Genomic DNA, 16,868 nt, shown 5'->3' on the forward strand with positions numbered 1-16,868 from the left:
CGACCATTCAGGGGGCGACGGGAGAGTGGCCCGATGCGCTGATTCCGAAGAAAGACGAGTACGTCGGAGAGCTCCGCAATGCTTTTCCTTTCTCGGTAGGAGCAGGCAGAAACCAGCCGATCTGGATCGAGATTTATATCCCGGTCACGGCCGCCGCCGGGGTCTACTCCGGGTCGGCCACCGTCACCGCCTCCGGCCAGAATCCGGTGGTCGTTCCGATCCAGCTCACCGTCTGGAATTTCACCCTCCCTTCCACCGCTACCCTCAAATCGGCCTACTCGATCGATTACCATCTCATTACACTCGGACATCAGATCGGGAAATATGATCCCGAGAAAAAGGGGCATCTCGACCTGGTGACGTTATATACAAAAGCGAATCTGCTCCATCGGCTGACCAACGATTACCTTCCCGGACCGCAGACCCTTCCCGGAAAGTGGGCTCAGTTTGATTCGACCTTTGGTCCTTTTCTGGACGGAACGGCGAGCCTTCCGGGAGGGAAACTTTCCGGAGCGAAGGAGACCAGCTACCGGATGTCGGTCTGGTCACACGAGACCGATGTTCCCTTTTTAAAAGAGGTCGCCCTCCATACCAAATCAAAAGGATGGTTTGATCGCGTTTTTGAATACACCTCCGATGAACCGAAGACGGCGGGGGATTGGAAAACGATTCGGGTTCGCGCAACGGCCCTTCATCAAGCAGACCCGAAGCTGCGCGCGCTGGTCACGACGAGTTATCAAAGCGCGTCCAAAAACGGGGTCGCCTCTCTCATCGATCTCTTCGTTCCGACCCTCCGGTTTATGGACAACAAGCCTGCGCCGAGTCCGCGTTCGGAAGTGCCGGGGGGAAACGACACGATCGGAAATCAGAGGAGTAGATATGGCCCGGAGGTCTGGTGGTATCAGGCTTGCGGCAGTCATGGCTGCGGCATCATCGGCGGCGGCCCGGAAGATCGTGCCGGCTATCACACCGGCTGGCCTGCGGTCATGATCGATCTGCCGGCGATGTTTAATCGGATCATGCAATGGATGACATTCAAATATCATATTCAGGGAGAGCTTTATTACGACATGGTTTATGCTTTCGGATCGGGAGACCCTTGGACGACGCAATATTATTACGGCGGCAACGGGGATGGAACGCTCTATTATCCCGGCCGGCCGGACCAGATCGGCGGAAAAAGTCAGATCCCGATCGAATCGATTCGTTTAAAACTGCTCCGGGAGGGGATGGAAGATTATGAGTATTTGGCTCTCCTCAAGGGCCTCGGCGAGGAGGCTTTCGCGCAGCAACAGGCGGCCCGTCTCGTGACCAACACCTACACCTGGAGCAAAGATCCGGCGCTCCTCTACGAGGCCCGTGAGAAGGTCGCCCTACAGATCCTCTCGCATCTGAATCCTGCTGCGGCCCCTCCGAATCCAACACCCGCGCGCTAGGCAAAAGGCTTGACACTCCCTATAATTAAGGTGTAAATTACCTTTCAATTGTCCCCTGGAAAACGGCCATAGGATTCAAGTATTCGAGCGCCGTCGCCTGGGATGTAAGCATTGTGCGGGAGTAGCGCAGTGGTAGCGTAGGAGCTTCCCAAGCTCTTGGTCGCGGGTTCGAATCCCGTCTCCCGCTCCAGTTCTTTTTTAAAGTGAAGACAGCGTAAAGAGGCTTTGAGAGGTAACCCGCGACCGCGGGTTCGATGACGTGGCCGTCGCATCGCAGAGCGGCGCGACGGCCATTTTATAAAGCGAAGCCTCCATACGGCACGCTCCCTCTTTTAGGGAGCCATCCCGTCTCCCGCTCCAGTTCGTTCTTAATTAGCCGGGTTCTCTGCCAGAGTCCCGGCTTTTTATATTAAGAGAACCGCATTATCACCCCGAGGTATCACGGAATGCTGCTTGAAGTAAACGGGTATCCTTTTCTTCTGGACGATCGGCCGACACGGATTTACCTTTTCCGGCATGGCGAGGTCACGACCTTTGAGCGGAAGACGTACAACGGTCAGACCGATGTCGGACTCACGCCGAGAGGGATCTCCCAACTGGAAGACGCGGCTGCGCGGCTGGCCGGTCTTCCGATCGAAGCGGTTTACACAAGCGATCTTGAGCGGAGCCGCCGGGGAGGGGAGGCGATTGCCAAAACCTGCGGGGTGCCGCTTTATGAGATGCCGGCCTTGCGCGAGAAAAACTTCGGGGTCTGGGAGGGGTGTACGGCCGAGGAGATTGCCGGCCGGTATCCCGAGGCATGGAACGCCTGGCTGACTGATCCGATGGACAGCCGGCCCGAAGGGGCGGAGACCTATCGTGAGGTGGGGGAGCGGGTTTTCTGGGCCCTGGAGCGGATCTTAAAAACGCATCCGGGAGAAGAGGTGGCAGTGGTGGCGCATGGCGGGGTGAATAAGATGATCCTCGCCGCCTCTCTTTGTCAGCCGCCTCGGGCCCTCTTCCGAATCGAACAAAAGTATGGCGGGCTGAACATCATCGACTTCTACCGAAAGCGGGTCCTGGTCCGGCTGGTGAACGGCTGAGGAGTGAATCGGCAAAGCGGCCTGCTTTGAAGATTGACAATGAGAGTTCGAATAGGCTAAAAAGAAATAATTTTAAACGGTGACGGAGGGGTTCCGAACGATGATTAAAATGAAGAAGCCGAAAGAGGTTCTGCTGCAGAGCGATCTGTCCGGGTTGGGGACGCCGGTGCGGGGAAAGGTCCGCGACATCTATGATCTCGGCGATTCATTTCTCTTTGTTGCCTCCGATCGAATCTCCGCGTTCGACGTCGTGCTACCTGAAGGCATTCCGGGGAAAGGCTATGTTCTCACGCAGCTCTCTCTCCATTGGTTCAACCATTTTGCCAAGATGGGAGATTCGGTGCCGAATCATGTGATTACCGCCGACTTCGACCGCTTCCCGAAACAGTGCCAGCCCCATCGCGACGTATTGGAAGGGCGGAGCATGTTGGTCCGGAAGGCCGAGCCGCTGCCGGTCGAATGCATCGTTCGCGGCTATCTCTCCGGGTCAGGATGGAAGGAGTATCAGAAAAGCGGAACGGTCTGCGGCGAGAAGCTGCCGGCGGGACTGGTCGAATCGGCGCGGCTTCCGGAGCCGATCTTTACCCCCTCGACCAAGGCGCCGATGGGGACCCATGACATCAATATTCCGTTTGATGAGATGAAGTCGAAGGTCGGAGCGGCCTTAGCGGAAGAGGTCCGCACCGCAAGTCTGAATATTTACAAGAAAGCGGCGGCGCATGCGGAAGCGCGCGGCATCATCATCGCAGATACCAAAATGGAGTTCGGCCTCGATCCAAAAACGAAGCGCCCGATTTTGATCGACGAGCTCCTCACCCCCGATTCGTCGCGCTTCTGGCCGATGGATACCTATCAGCCCGGAACAGGCCAGCCGAGCTTTGACAAACAATATGTTCGGGATTATCTCCTCTCGATCCACTGGAACGGGAATCCGCCCCCGCCCCATCTTCCCCCTTCGGTGGTGGAGCAGACGAGCCAAAAGTATGAGGAAGCGCTCGATCGATTGACGAAGTAAGTTTTCGCGTTGATTGATGGCGACTTTTTTACGGCAACGGGATACCCTTGACGTAAAATGGTTGACGAAGGGACCCCTGAATGTTATAATCCAGGTCACGTTCTATTTTGGGTCTGAGTGTGTTCACTAAACCCCAAGCTTTTGGGGTTTTTTTTTGAGGGGAATCGATAGAAGGATGAAGGCCGAAATCCAAACCAAATTGAGAGAAGATATCCGAAACATCGCGATCATCGCGCACGTCGACCACGGCAAGACGACGTTGGTCGACAAGATGCTCCGTCAAGGGGGCGCCTTCAAGTCGCATGAAGGGATGGTTGAGCGGGTGATGGACTCGAACGATCTCGAGCGCGAGCGGGGAATCACGATCCTAGCGAAGAACACCTCGGTCCATTATAAGGATTTCAAGATCAATATCGTCGACACCCCGGGCCATGCCGACTTCTCCGGAGAGGTCGAGCGGACCCTCAATATGGTCAATGGCGTCCTTCTCTTGGTCGATGCCTTTGAAGGGGCGATGCCTCAGACGAAGTTTGTTTTGAGAAAAGCGCTTGAGCTTCACCTTCGTCCGATCGTCGTGATCAACAAAATTGACCGCACCGACGCGCGGCCCAAAGAGGTGGTCGATCAGGTGATCGAACTCTTTCTCGAATTGGAAGCGGACAACGATCAGCTCGATTTCCCCATCGTTTATGCTTCAGCGAAAGCCGGTTTTGCCAAGATGAACTTGGAAGACACCTCCACCGATCTTTCGCCTTTGTTCGAAACGATCATTTCGAGGGTCAGCCCTCCTCCGGGCGATGCGACGGCGCCGCTCCAGATGTTGGTGACCTCTCTCGACTATGATAATTTCGTCGGCCGCATCGCGCTGGGCCGGGTCTTCAGAGGAAAAATCCGAGTCGGAGAGCCTTTGGCGCTCATCCAAACCGGCGGAGAGATTGTGAAAGGAAAAGTCAGCCGAATCATCGGGTACGAAGGGCTGAAAAAAGTTGAGCTGCCTGAAGCGGCGGCCGGCGAGATCATCGGCGTGGCCGGTTTTGAGGAGACGCAGATCGGCGCAACGCTCGCCGATCCGAATACCCCTGAGGCGCTTCCGACCATCTCCATCGGCGAGCCGACGATCTCGATGAATTTTATGGTCAACACCTCTCCGTTCGCCGGGAAAGAGGGAAAGTTCGTCACCAGCCGAAACCTGCGCGAGCGGCTCTATCGGGAACTCCGCTCCAACGTCGCGCTCCGGATCGAAGAGACCGGCAGCACCGACATCTTTAAGGTATCGGGACGGGGAGAGCTTCATCTCTCGATTTTAATCGAGACGATGCGACGGGAAGGATATGAGTTTGCCGTATCTCGACCGACCGTTATTTTGAAAGAGGTTGAGGGGCAAACCCATGAGCCGATTGAACGGCTCTGGCTCGACGTTGAAGAGACCTACATCGGAACCGTGATGGAGGGGTTGGGCCGTCGGCGCGGGGAGATGGTCAATATGGGAAGTGCGCATGGTTCGCATGTCCGTCTTGAATTCGAGGTTCCCTCCCGGGGTCTGATCGGCTATCGCTCCGAATTCTTGACCGCCACCCGCGGGACCGGGATCATGAACTACACCTTCTCCTCCTTTCAGCCGTATAAGGGAGAGATCTCATCCCGAACCAAGGGGGCGCTGATTTCGATGGAAACCGGCGAAGCGATCCTCTTCTCGCTCCACCATATTCAGGAGCGCGGGGTCCTCTTCGTCGCCCCCGGAGAAAAGATCTATGAGGGAATGGTGATCGGAGAGCACTCCCGCGCAAACGATCTGGTCGTCAATGCCTCAAAGAAAAAGCATCTGACCAATTTCAGATCTTCCACCGCCGAAGATGCGTTGGTGCTCACCCAGCCGAGGAAAATGAGTCTGGAAGAGGCGATCGCGTTTCTCGCGGATGATGAGCTCCTCGAAGTGACCCCTCAAACGATCCGGCTTCGCAAGAAATACCTCAGCGATCTGGAGCGGAAGCGATCAGCTAAGAAATAGATAAAAAAGCGTTTTTGGCGTGATTTTTGATTTGACAAGGATTACAGCCGTGTATTATCATGAACCCATATTTTCGACATATCCTGCGGGCCGGTCCACTAAAAAAACCGAGAGTATTTTCTAGGAAAAATAAGGAGTTGTGATGAATCAGACGCAAGAGCCAGCCTACCGTGTTGTTACAGGTCCCGAGGGGCTGCTCCCCCCCGCCGCAGCCATTATGGGAATCCATCTTCCTGAGGATGGGGAAGGTTTGGTCGAGGGAAGAATTGTTCCTGAAGAAAAGGCGATGGAAGCGGCCGCCATTGCCATGCTGACGCGGAAGAATCCGACCCTTTTCCCCGGTCCGCTGATGCTCTGGGGATGGAATGACCATACGATTGAGAAGTCGGCTCCTTTTTTTGATGTGGCAAATGAGATCCCCGGCGTTCGAATCATCCCGATGCCGGATTATCGTCCGATCTATCCGAAAATCGATCCGGAAGCGGTGATCAATCCCTGCCATCCGAATCTCACCATCTGGCACAATAAAATCGAAGCGTGCATCTTTATCGGCGTCCATTGCCATTTCGCAAACATCACTCTCAAAATGATCCGCGCGGGAACGAACTGTTATACCATCGCCCTCTGCGCCGAGGCGGGTCATGAAGATGCCATGGCCTCCGTTCCCAACTTTACCGCCGAAAAGCTGAAGAACTTTGCCGAGACGCTGAGACGGGTGAAGAAGAACGGGGTCAAGCCCTTATACGAAGGACAAGGAATTATCCCCTCCGGATGGGCCCAAATTGCCGGCTTGACGGGCGCGAATATGGTAAAGCCTGCGGAAGAGATGGTCGAGGCCGGTTTCTCGCACGATTTGGAAAAAGGGTTGGACGAGAACGAGGAATAACTCTCTGTTGATTTTTAGTTGTTGATTCTGGCCCCAAAGAGAATGTTTCTGGGGAGCCCCTTAAGAAGGAGGTCACCAAATAATGAGCGAAGGACTCGGAGAAGAGGTTAAAACCAATCCCCAGGGAGACGTGATCACTGCAGCCCCGGCGCCTACCAAAGAGGCGAAGAAGGGGGCGGCGGCGCAGCGGGTGGTCGATCCCGACTATCTCTTTTTGCAGGCACCCCGTGAGAAGACGTTCATTACCGGGAGCGAGGCGGCGAAAGAGGCGATCCGGCGGGCCAATGTTGATGTGGCGATCTCCTATCCGATCACCCCTCAGAGCGAAACGATGCAGCAGGTCGGCTATCTCTATGCCGAGGGGTATGTCAAAGATTATTATCGTGGTGAAGAAGAGTATGGTGTGATGTCGGCCATCGCCGGCGCATCCCGCTCCGGGGTCCGCTGCTTGTCCGCGACCGCCGGACCGGGTTTGATGAGAGGTTTGGAGGTCATCTCCTCCTGGCCGGGCGGACGCCTGCCGGCGGTTCTTTTAATTATGTGCCGGGTGATCAACGCCCCGTTGGCGATTCAGCCCGATAACGTCGAGCTCTCCTACATGCTGAACACCGGCTGTCTTCTTTTCCATGCCGAAAACCAACAAGATTTCTATGATTATTCGCTTGCGGCGTTTATGATCGGCGAGAAGCCGGAGGTGACCCTCCCTGTCGCCGTGGCGGTGGACGGATTCTTCGTCACCCATGCGCGCGGCTGGGTCTCGCTTCCCGCGGCCGATATTAAGCTTCCTCCTCGGGACTGTTACCATGAAGCGGTGCCGATGATGGATAACGAAAATCCGCCGATCCGTATCTCCCGCGATGCGCCGATTCAAAAGTCGAACTTCATCTCCTATCAGATGCACGCCTCTTGGCAGCAGGAGATCTGGGCGGCGCAGGAGCGTTCCCGGAAGTGGATCGATCGCTGGTTAGGCGGACTGATCGAGGTCGTTAATCCGAAAGCAAAAATCATGATCGTTGCTTCGGGCTCGGCTGTGTCTCAGTCCCGTGAAGCGGTCCGACAGGCGGCCGAGCAGGGGCTTGAAGTCGGTTTGGTGAAGATTAAATCGGTCCGGCCCTTCCCGGCGGACGAGGTGCGGGCGGCGCTCGACCATGCTGAAAAAATTATTGTCCCGGAGTTCAATTATGTCGGCTGGCTGGCCAAAGAGGTCAAGTCGACCATTCGAGGAAGCGAGCGGGTGATTTCCGGGCCGAGGGTGTTCGGTGGGATGTCGATGCCGACAGAGTTAATCTTGGAATATATTATGGGTACGCCAAACAGACGGTAAATAGGAGGTTCTCTCATGGCTTTAGAAACAGTTCGCGTCTCTCCAGGGTTCCAGAAGTTTTTACCGAAGGAATATCAGGATCTCGTCGAAAACGGTCCGTTCACGAAAGAGCGAAAAGTCTCGGAGCTCGGCTCTTTTAAGGAAATTCTCGAAGAGCATCCGATGTGTGCCGGCTGTGCAATGACCCTTTTTATCCGGGTCGCCCTCCTCGCGCTGCCGAGTGTCGAGAATTCGGTCATCATCGGAACGGCCGGCTGTGGGCGGTTGGCCTTGAGCCAGGCGGCGATCCCCTTCGTCTATGGAAACTACGGCGACACCAATGCGGTGGCCAGCGGGTTGAAGCGCGGTCTCTCGGTCCGGTTCAAAGACAAGCCGAAGGATGTCATCGTGATGGCGGGAGACGGCGGTTTGGCCGACATCGGTTTCTCGGCGGTGATGCACTCCTGGTTCCGGAAAGAGAAGTTCACCACTGTCATGCTCGACAATGAAGTCTACGGCAATACCGGCGGACAAGAGAGCGGAATGACCCAAAAGGGGATGGTCTTGAAGATGGCCCCAAACGGAAAGAAGTTCGAGAAGATGGATATGATCGGTCTTGCGAAGACTTCCGGGGTCGCCTACATCGCTCGGATCGCCCCGACCAATCCGACCCGCGTCGCCACGACGATTCGGAAAGCGGTCTTGATTGCTCGCGAAGTCGGCCCGACCTACATCCAGGCGTATACTTCCTGCAACATCGAGTATGCGATTCCGACACCGAAGGTGATGGATGATGCCCGGATGGTCGAGAAAGATCGGTACGGATTCATGGAATACTTCACCGACGAGGCAAAAGCCTACTGGGAGAAGACGGAAGCCGATCGTCGCAAGCTGAAGGGTCCTGCTGAGAAGGCGGAATCCCAAGAGACCAAGTAAACGAGGAGGTTGAGCATGGCCGCAATTGATACGGGAGTAAAGCGATTTAACATCCGCATGGCGGGTATCGGAGGTCAGGGGGTGGTAACCGCCTCCCATATCTTAAGCAACGGGGTGATCATCGGAAAAGGGGAGAGCACGCTGGTCCCCTTCTTCGGATCTGAGAAACGGATGGCGCCGGTCGAAAGCTACGTCCGAATCGCGTCGGGGAAGATTTATGAAATCGGAGAGATCATTTATCCGAACATCATCATGATTTTCCATCCGCAGGTGATCACCCACGGTAAGTCGTACACCATGCCGTTCTATTGGGGGTTAAAGAAAGATGGGGTGGTCTTGATCAACAGCGATACCCCCGTCCCGATGATTCCGGATCAGGTCCGCGAGCTGGAAGAAAATAACGCGAAGATCTGCTACATCCCCGCGACGAAGATCGCCAACGAAGTCGGTGGGACCGATCTGGCGACGAACATGGCGATGTGCGGCGCGATCGCAGGGATTATCCAGATGCCCGATCTCAAATCGTTGGAGCAGTCGGTGAAAGAGCGTTTTCTCGGAAAAGGATTTGTCGTCTCCGGCGGAACTGCCTCTCTGGACAACGTCATCGAGAAGAAGTTCGCAAAAAAAGCCGAATTGGTGGCGAAGAATTTCGCGGTGGTCCAGGCGGCCCATGAGTATGCGATCGAGCAGGGATGGAATCAGTGGCAGAAAGACCGGGTCACCGCCTCGGACAAGCTGATAAAAGCAAGTGTGTAAGAGGTAGGAGTCTGGAGCCAGGCTGGTTCAGAAAGAATAAAAGAGAGCAGCTGTCTTGGCGAATGTGACGGACCCTAATTTATAGAAATAAAGGCGCGGAGCAGGCTTTGCCTGGCCGAGCCGCGGGCGTGGGGCATGGGAGCCCTTTTTCTTCCGTTGCCGCACAGGCCCCACATCTAAATAGATGGAGGATGTTGGATGTATTCAGTCGCGGATGTCGATATTGATATTTGTGGAGCAACGAAGTGTCGCCTATGCACACAGTTCTGTCCCGAGGCGAACACCATTCTTTATGACTCGGTGAGAAACAGCGCTTATATTGCTGTCGATCGGTGCAAAGGCTGCGAGATCTGTGTCGGAATCTGCGACGATTTGGCCAAGCATCACGCCATCAAGATGGTCACCATTACGGAGCTGAAGAATGGGTTTGAGATCTCGAAGGTCGGCTTTAAGGAGACGATCGTCGTCGGGAAATAAGTCATCTTGATTTCTTTTAATAGGCTGATCTGATAAAATCAGGTCAGCCTATTTTTTTCTTCGAGGTCTGTTATGAAATGCCAAAAATGTGGTCATGAGAACGATCCGGCCATGCCGTGGTGCGACAAGTGTCTGACCGAATTCCCCTCTTCGAAGCTTCGCTACCTGGCTTGTCCCGAGTGCCGTCATCAGAATGATCCCGACGCCTTCCATTGCGAAGTCTGCCACGAGCCGCTCCGGCCGGGCCAATCGGAGTGAGACCCTCCCCATCATGCCGTCGCTCCCCGACATTCTAGAAGCGGATCTTGAGCTCGTCTTCGTCGGGATCAACCCCGGCACCTATTCGGCGGAAGTCGGACATTACTACGCCCGCACCACCAATCTTTTCTGGCCGATGCTTTATGAGAGCGGCCTCATTCCCAAAGCACTCCAGCCGGAAGACGACTGGAAGCTCGTGCGACTCGGCATCGGGTTGACCGATGTCGTCAAACGCTCGAGCGACCGCGCGTCCGATCTGGCGTGGGAGGAGTTTGACACGGGGGCAACCGTCGTTCGGAATAAAATCGCGATGTGGCGTCCCAAGGTGGTCTGCTTTAACGGACTGACCGCCTTTCGCGCGCTTTTCGGGCGGAAAGACGGACCGGGGGCGAAACCGGATCGAATCGGAGAGAGCCGGGTTTTCGTCGTTCCCTCCACGAGCCGAAGGAACGCGGCGTACTCCAGAGAAGTGGTTCTCTTCTGGTTCAAAGAGCTAAGGACTTTTGTTAAAACCGGCTGAAGCAAATTCCGTTTTCGGTGCGACAGGCCAGCGTTGAGCAAAAGCCGGGACGATTCTTCAATCGGCGGAGCATGCTTGGAGGAGAACGCGCATTCGCGCGGGCTTGTAAAAGGGTGCCTTTGAGATCTACTAAATAGACTCGAAGGAGTAAAAAAAGGAGTAAAGAAGTGAACCGGATCCTTCCACTTTTGTTTTTGGTTCTCCTCTCACTCTTTGCCACCGCACCGTTGACCCCTGCGGAATCCCAGCCGACCCTCACCCTCGCCGCCGCCTCCGACCTTCAGTTCGCCCTCGGCGAGATCGCTTCCGCCTTCGAGAAAGCGACCGGCAGTGTCGTGAAGATCTCCTTCGGCGCCTCCGGGAGCTTCGTCGCCCAGATCATGGCGGGTGCGCCGTTCGATCTCTTTTTCTCGGCCGATGAGAGTTATCCGAAGCGGCTGATCGAGGCGGGGCTTGCGCTCCCTGAATCTTTCGATCGATATGCCACCGGCCGGCTGATTCTCTGGGTTCCGAACGATTCCCCGATCGATCTTGCGCAGGAGGGGATGCAGGCGCTCCTCCATCCGACGGTTCGAAAAATTGCCATCGCCAATCCGACGCACGCTCCCTACGGCAAGGCGGCGGTCGCCGCGCTGCAATCGGCGGGGCTTTACGATCGGGTTCAATCTCGCTTGGTCCTCGGTGAAAACATCTCCCAAGCGGCCCAATTTGTTCAGTCCGGAAATGCGGAGATTGCCCTCCTCTCCCTCTCCCACGCAAGCGCCGCACCGATGAAAGCGCAGGGACGGCTCTGGCCCGTCCCGGTCGATTCTTACCCGCCGCTTCATCAGGCGGTGGTCGTCTTGCGTCGAAGCAAAGAAAAGGAACGGGCGCAGTCGCTGATCGATTTCGTAAGGGGGAGAGCGGGAAGAGCGATCTTAGAGCGTTATGGGTTTACCCTTCCTGCGGAGGCGAAATGAATTGGGAAGCTTTCCGGCTCTCGATCCGGCTCGCCTCCTTCACCGCGATTCTCCTCTTGCTCATCGGCATTCCGCTGGCCTATTGGATCGTCACCTCTCGGTGGCGCTGGAAGTTTTTGGTCGAGGCGGTCGTCGCCCTGCCGATTATCCTTCCTCCGACGGTGTTGGGTTTTTATCTTCTGGTGGCGTTCGGTCCGCGCAGTCCGCTCGGATCGTTTTATGAAGCGATTTTTGGGACGACTCTGCCGTTTACGTTCGGCGGCCTTTTGATCGCCTCGATCCTCTATTCTCTCCCTTTCGCCGTGCAGCCGTTGGCGACCGCCTTCTCGGCGGTGAATCCGCGGCTCGTTCAGAACTCGTGGGTTCTCGGAGAGTCGCGCGGGAGGACCTTTCTCCGGATCGTTCTGCCGCTGTCGAGAAATGGTATCCTGACCGCTTTCATCCTCAGCTTCGCCCATACCCTGGGGGAGTTCGGCGTCGTCTTGATGGTCGGTGGAAGTATACCGGGGGCCACGCGGACCCTTTCGATCGATCTCTACGATCAGGTCCAAGCGCTCAATCACCGGGCGGCGGCGGAAACGGCGCTGGTTCTTCTTGTTCTCTCCTTTCTCTTTCTCTCGGTCGTATCGTATCTGAATCGAAAGCGGGGGGCCGTCGGTGGATTTGACCGTTGATCTTCATACCCCCCTTTCCCAGGGGAGGCAGCTTAAAACCGCTTTTTCGATTCCGCTCGATGCGCCCCGGATCGTCGTCCTCTTCGGCCCCTCCGGGAGCGGCAAGAGCACCCTGCTTCATTGTCTGGCGGGGCTTCTCGCACCGGAGCGGGGGGAGATCCGCTATGGCGACGCGGTCTGGTTCGACGGCGCGCGCGCGATCTCTCTCCCGCCGCAGAAACGCTCGGTCGGCCTTCTTTTCCAAGATTACCCGCTCTTTCCCCATTTGACGGTGCGTGAAAATATCATCTACGGCCTGCGCCGACGGAGCCGTGCGGAAAACGACGAGACGGTTCGTCGTTGGATCGACCGGTTTCAATTAATCGGGAAAGAGGATCGCTTTCCAGGAGCCCTCTCCGGCGGCGAGCAACAGCGGGTTGCCTTGGCGCGCGCGCTGGCGCCGCGGCCGCGGCTCTTATTGTTGGATGAACCCTTCTCCGCGCTCGATCTTCGAACGCGGGCCGCCGTTCGGGGAGAGGTGAAGCGGTGGGTGGAGGAGACCGGGGCGGTGGTCCTGGTGGTCACGCACGATCTCGTCGATGCGATGACGTTGGGGGAGGATTTGATGATCTTCTCCGAAGGGGCCATTCTTCAACAAGGTCCGCCGCTGGCGCTCTTCAGCCGCCCCGCCAGCCCCGAGGTGGCGAAGATTGTCGGCGTCGAGAACCTCCTCCCTGCGCAGGTGGTCGATGGGTCGGCGGAGCGATTGGTGTTGAAGCTTGGGAAGGGACGGCTGGTCGCCGTCGGAGAGCCCCCCCCCGGCGGCCGCTGTTTCGTCTCAATCCGTGCCGAAGAGGTGGTTCTGGAGCGGGGAGAGCCGGCGCAGAGCAGCGCCCGCAACCGGCTTCGTGGATTTGTTCAAGAGTTGATTCCGGTCGGTGCGCAGGTTCGGGTTGCGATCGACTGTGGGTTCCCGCTCACCGCCTTGGTCACCCGCCAAGCGGTGGAGGAGCTTTCCCTTCAACCGGGTGCCGAAATTACGGCGGTCATCAAAGCCTCTTCCGTCCATCTCATCCCAGTCGGCTGAGATCAGACGGCGAGGGCCGATGGAGGCGCCCACCACCCCGCCACGATTGACCGGCATCCTCAGCGCCTTTCGGACCGCGGCCGTGGGGAACGGTCCATGCCGGGAAAGGGTAAAAGACCCTTTCCCGATTCACTTTTGAGAAACGTCCAGCGAACAGACGACGCATCGTCGGTTAACAGCCATGTTTGAGGCCGCCCGCTCGCCAGCAATCCTCTCCCTTTGCCGTCAAATTGTTCCCCCCGCTGATGCTGCTAAAGGCGCCGGTGGCCGTATTGTTGTCCCCCCCGCTGACGCTCGCCCCCGAGCTCGCCGCCTGTGCTTCACCGGCCGTGTTGTGGCTTCCGCCGCTGATGCTCGATAAATAGCCGATCGCTTTGTTGGCCCCGCCTCCGCTTACGCTGCTGAATGTGCCGTTTGCCGCGTTGTTTTCCCCGCCACTGACACTCGCTCCCGGTTTTAGGCCCTGCTCATCGCCGGCGGTATTGCGGCTTCCGCCGCTGATGCTCGATAAATAGCCGATCGCTTTGTTCCCGCCGCCGCCGCTGATGCTGGACGAGGTGCCCCGGGCGAGGTTGTCTCCCCCGCCGCTGACGCTGTTGGCGTAACAGCAGTCGGCGGTGTTGTGGTGACCCCCGCTGACACTGCTGGAGTCGGAGTTGGCGCTGTTGTAGGCCCCGCCGCTGACGCTCGCATAGTCCGCCCCGGCGATGTTGGCCCCGCCGCCGCTGACGCTGGAGAACTTTCCGCCGGCGGTGTTTCCTCCCCCGCCGCTGACGCTGGCAAAGCTTCCGCTGATGATGTTGTTCGATCCGGCGACGAAGCCGCCGTAGTTGCTGTAGGTATGTTTGACACCGATCACAAGGTTGTGAGAGCCGCTCCGGTCGTTCGGCGAAGCGGTCTTTTCCTGCTGTTTTTCATTGTATCCGATGATGAGATTTCCGAGGCCATTTTTGGTCGAGGTGTTGCCGAGTCCATTGCGGATATTCACATTGCAACCGGTGAAGAAGACCTCATCGCCCTCTTTGGACAGACAGCCGAGCTTCGTCGTGAGCGCTTGGTTTTCCGTCTTCAACGCCTGAATTTGCGACTGCTGCGCCTCATTCTGCTTATGAATCTCTTGAACCCGCGACAGCAAGGTTTTCACCTGGGCTTCGAGTGCCGCGACACGACCGTCTAGCTTCGCCTCCCCCTTTCCATCCGCAGCGTTTGCCGGCGGGACAGAGAGGAAAACAAGCCCCAATGCAATCAACCAAAGCGATACCGACATCTGAAAACGTTCGTCACCCCATGCGCGTCTGTTCATCTAAATCTCTCGGACCTCCCTTTTCTATGTGGTGGATGCGTTGACCTGATTATGACGGTTAGAAACCGTGCCATTTGCATTACTCGGATGATACCCCTAGTGCCGTATCGGAATCAATGGGAAAGTGGGGACGACGCTCTTTAAGACCGCCATGATCGCTCGAGATGGACTCTCGCCGCCGCTTGGCTGCTCAGCATGGATTAATGATTGCTTGCTGATTGCATGCCACTCTTTTAATAAAAGATATTTTGTCGATGACGGAGAGACGCTTCGTCGCGTCTTCCTCTTCGCCGTCCATCCCATATGGGTATCATAGGCGTTGCCTTTAAGGGTGAACCAGGCATTACGGCCAGTCTAAGGCTTTTTATGCATGGGCTGTAAGGCCAAATCCCAATAGCCTACAGAGCGTTTTCTGCTATCTTTGCAATGAAATGATTTTGATCTCCGAGATGCTAAACGCGAATCTCCTCCCACTCTGAAAAAATCTCTTCCTGTTCCTCCTGATCCGCTGACTTAAATCAAAAACAGTTCTGGTACGGAAGGGTGACCCGCCGGCGCTTTTGCGCCTGAGAGAGGCACCGGTGCTCTGCATTGTTCTTCCCGTTCGCCCATCTGTCGCGGTGCGCCGGATTGTCTTCTAAAAGACCGGCTGTCCCTGTGAAGCGAGGCGCGTTCTCAATAAAGGAGGGATGCCATTGGATCCTTTGTAAGCTCTTCATGCGTTGTTTCATCCGGACGGCCGGGTGGAATTCGTTCGATGCTCCTTGGTCATATTTTTTACCTTTTTGTAAAAGGAAGGTCAATGAAACGATGGCAAGGATGGTTTTTCGGAGTGGCGGTCTTTTTTCTTTGCAACAGTTTTGCCGATGCACAAACGATTTGGTGGGGGAGCGGCATGGAGAAGCTCCGCCAGGCGAACAGCGGAACGACGGGAGATCCGATCCCGGCGGGCGCCGACCTCTGCTCGGCCAATGGCTGCGCCCAGGGGGGGGTGGCCCTCTCGGCGGCGCGGAATGAATTCGAGCCGTTCCAAATTTTTATCGCCGCACCGGCGGCCTCGTCGGTCTCCCAGGTGAATGTCACCGTCAGCGATTTAAAAGACGACCAAGGCAACACGATCCTCTCCTGGGCCAACGGCCGGCCGAAGAACGCGGTCATTTATCGGGAGCATTATCTCTCCATTGTTTCGACCAAGCTCTCTTCTTCGGCCGCGAAGCCGGGACTCTGGCCCGACGGCCTCGTTCCGAAGGTCGATGAGTACTTCGGCGAGGTCCGAAGGATGCCGGGGGAGACGACCGCGGCTTTTCCCTTTAATATTGCCGCCGGCCGGAAGCAGGGGGTCTGGGTCGATCTCTATGTTCCACAGGGAACCCCCGCCGGCCTCTACAAAGGGACTGCCCAGGTCACCGTCGGCGGGCGTGTCGCTGCGAATATTCCGATCCGATTGACGGTCCGTGATTTCGACCTCCCTTCCGTCCCTTCCCTCAAAACCGCCTATGTGGTCGGAATCGGAGAGGTGAAGACCGGCCATTACGGGACGGCTGCCATTGGAGATGCCAAGCAGTGGGAACTCCTCTGCCTCTATACGAAAGAGCTGCTTCTCCACCATGTTTCGAATGAAAATATCATTTGGCCGGTGCCGGCCTGGAACAGCACCCTCGGAAAGATCAACTGGTCGCTCCCGGCGATCTCAACCGGCTGTAATCAGCGCTATCCGGAGTTTCTCAACGGCAGGAATCCGAACCTCCTCCCGAACGGAAAACTTCCGGGAACAAAACTGACCCGCGCCCGGATGCGGGACGGAACAGGGTTGAGCAGCACCGGGGTGAAGTCGGTCGCCTATTACAAAGATTATGTCCGGCATATCGCCGACAATGGATGGAAATCCCAACTCTTCTATTATCTCTGGGACGAGCCTCCCTATCCCTCCGTGGGCGGGGTCCGGCGATGCAATCGGACCTACACCGGGGCGGCCTCGACTGCCTGGTCGAATGTTTACAAGAAGGCGAAGTATTTTAAAGACAACGCAATTGACCTCCCAATCATGATCACCAGTAGCCGGCAGGCGAGCGAAGATTGCTTCACCCATTACCTGGGGATCTCCAACTACACCCGCTATCTGGACATCTGGACGGTTCCGAACAATTGGATGCAGGGGAAGCCGACGGGAGGGTTTCCCTTCAATACGA

The 16,868-nt window shown here is 56.6% G+C and carries 15 protein-coding genes and 1 tRNA gene; 15 read left to right on the forward strand and 1 reads right to left on the reverse strand.

Annotated features, from left to right (window positions below):
• The 14 genes from HY282_02220 to HY282_02285 form a co-directional block, all read left to right on the forward strand.
• The coding region (locus HY282_02220; GenBank protein ID MBI3802563.1) for a DUF4091 domain-containing protein at positions 1-1,436 on the forward strand (1,436 nt) is incomplete at its 5' end.
• Between the two features lie 115 nt (positions 1,437-1,551).
• Positions 1,552-1,626 (forward strand) — tRNA-Gly (locus tag HY282_02225).
• A 256-nt stretch (positions 1,627-1,882) separates the two neighbouring features.
• Positions 1,883-2,518: a histidine phosphatase family protein gene (locus HY282_02230; protein MBI3802564.1), complete on the forward strand. Its 636-nt coding sequence runs from the start codon at positions 1,883-1,885 to the stop codon at positions 2,516-2,518.
• A 109-nt stretch (positions 2,519-2,627) separates the two neighbouring features.
• The gene (locus HY282_02235) at positions 2,628-3,533 is read left to right on the forward strand and encodes a phosphoribosylaminoimidazolesuccinocarboxamide synthase (protein MBI3802565.1); all 906 of its coding nucleotides are present in this window, start codon (positions 2,628-2,630) and stop codon (positions 3,531-3,533) included.
• A gap of 175 nt (positions 3,534-3,708) precedes the next feature.
• Entirely contained in the window at positions 3,709-5,541 is a 1,833-nt protein-coding gene (typA, locus tag HY282_02240) for a translational GTPase TypA (protein MBI3802566.1), read from the forward strand.
• A 142-nt stretch (positions 5,542-5,683) separates the two neighbouring features.
• The gene (locus HY282_02245; GenBank protein MBI3802567.1) at positions 5,684-6,427 is read left to right on the forward strand and encodes a hypothetical protein; all 744 of its coding nucleotides are present in this window, start codon (positions 5,684-5,686) and stop codon (positions 6,425-6,427) included.
• Positions 6,428-6,509: 82 nt separating this feature from the next.
• On the forward strand, positions 6,510-7,751 hold the full coding sequence (locus HY282_02250) for a ferredoxin oxidoreductase (protein MBI3802568.1): 1,242 nt from the start codon (positions 6,510-6,512) through the stop codon (positions 7,749-7,751).
• A 15-nt stretch (positions 7,752-7,766) separates the two neighbouring features.
• Positions 7,767-8,666, forward strand: coding sequence for a ferredoxin oxidoreductase (locus HY282_02255; protein ID MBI3802569.1), 900 nt, complete (start codon positions 7,767-7,769; stop codon positions 8,664-8,666).
• Positions 8,667-8,681: 15 nt separating this feature from the next.
• On the forward strand, positions 8,682-9,422 hold the full coding sequence (locus HY282_02260; protein ID MBI3802570.1) for a 2-oxoacid:acceptor oxidoreductase family protein: 741 nt from the start codon (positions 8,682-8,684) through the stop codon (positions 9,420-9,422).
• A 198-nt stretch (positions 9,423-9,620) separates the two neighbouring features.
• Positions 9,621-9,899, forward strand: a complete 279-nt coding sequence (locus tag HY282_02265; protein MBI3802571.1) for a pyruvate ferredoxin oxidoreductase — start codon at positions 9,621-9,623, stop codon at positions 9,897-9,899.
• Between the two features lie 193 nt (positions 9,900-10,092).
• The gene (locus tag HY282_02270; protein MBI3802572.1) at positions 10,093-10,677 is read left to right on the forward strand and encodes a mismatch-specific DNA-glycosylase; all 585 of its coding nucleotides are present in this window, start codon (positions 10,093-10,095) and stop codon (positions 10,675-10,677) included.
• A gap of 167 nt (positions 10,678-10,844) precedes the next feature.
• Positions 10,845-11,636: a molybdate ABC transporter substrate-binding protein gene (gene modA / locus HY282_02275; GenBank protein MBI3802573.1), complete on the forward strand. Its 792-nt coding sequence runs from the start codon at positions 10,845-10,847 to the stop codon at positions 11,634-11,636.
• Positions 11,633-12,310, forward strand: coding sequence for a molybdate ABC transporter permease subunit (modB, locus tag HY282_02280; GenBank protein MBI3802574.1), 678 nt, complete (start codon positions 11,633-11,635; stop codon positions 12,308-12,310). The genes modA and modB overlap by 4 nt, the downstream gene beginning before the upstream one ends.
• Complete coding sequence (locus HY282_02285) at positions 12,294-13,376, forward strand: ABC transporter ATP-binding protein (protein ID MBI3802575.1); 1,083 nt, start codon at positions 12,294-12,296, stop codon at positions 13,374-13,376. Before modB ends, HY282_02285 begins: the two co-directional genes overlap by 17 nt.
• Before the next feature lie 172 nt (positions 13,377-13,548).
• Here HY282_02285 and HY282_02290 read toward each other — a convergent pair whose 3' ends face one another.
• Positions 13,549-14,679, reverse strand: a complete 1,131-nt coding sequence (locus tag HY282_02290) for a hypothetical protein (GenBank protein ID MBI3802576.1) — start codon at positions 14,677-14,679, stop codon at positions 13,549-13,551.
• A gap of 802 nt (positions 14,680-15,481) precedes the next feature.
• Here HY282_02290 and HY282_02295 point away from each other — a divergent pair.
• On the forward strand, positions 15,482-16,868 hold a 1,387-nt coding region (locus HY282_02295), incomplete at its 3' end, for a hypothetical protein (protein ID MBI3802577.1).

This window comes from Candidatus Manganitrophaceae bacterium (assembly GCA_016200325.1).
Lineage (GTDB): Bacteria > Nitrospirota > Nitrospiria > SBBL01 > Manganitrophaceae > Manganitrophus.

Excerpts from the sequence above, each read along its gene's own strand:
- HY282_02230 (MBI3802564.1), top strand. The coding sequence starts at position 1,883 with ATGCTGCTTGAAGTAAACGGGTATCCTTTTCTTCTGGACGATCGGCCG.
- HY282_02235 (MBI3802565.1), top strand. The coding sequence starts at position 2,628 with ATGAAGAAGCCGAAAGAGGTTCTGCTGCAGAGCGATCTGTCCGGGTTG.
- typA (MBI3802566.1), top strand. The coding sequence starts at position 3,709 with ATGAAGGCCGAAATCCAAACCAAATTGAGAGAAGATATCCGAAACATC.
- HY282_02245 (MBI3802567.1), top strand. The coding sequence starts at position 5,684 with ATGAATCAGACGCAAGAGCCAGCCTACCGTGTTGTTACAGGTCCCGAG.
- HY282_02250 (MBI3802568.1), top strand. The coding sequence starts at position 6,510 with ATGAGCGAAGGACTCGGAGAAGAGGTTAAAACCAATCCCCAGGGAGAC.
- HY282_02255 (MBI3802569.1), top strand. The coding sequence starts at position 7,767 with ATGGCTTTAGAAACAGTTCGCGTCTCTCCAGGGTTCCAGAAGTTTTTA.
- HY282_02260 (MBI3802570.1), top strand. The coding sequence starts at position 8,682 with ATGGCCGCAATTGATACGGGAGTAAAGCGATTTAACATCCGCATGGCG.
- HY282_02265 (MBI3802571.1), top strand. The coding sequence starts at position 9,621 with ATGTATTCAGTCGCGGATGTCGATATTGATATTTGTGGAGCAACGAAG.
- HY282_02270 (MBI3802572.1), top strand. The coding sequence starts at position 10,093 with ATGATCCCGACGCCTTCCATTGCGAAGTCTGCCACGAGCCGCTCCGGC.
- modB (MBI3802574.1), top strand. The coding sequence starts at position 11,633 with ATGAATTGGGAAGCTTTCCGGCTCTCGATCCGGCTCGCCTCCTTCACC.
- HY282_02290 (MBI3802576.1), bottom strand. The coding sequence starts at position 14,679 with ATGAACAGACGCGCATGGGGTGACGAACGTTTTCAGATGTCGGTATCG.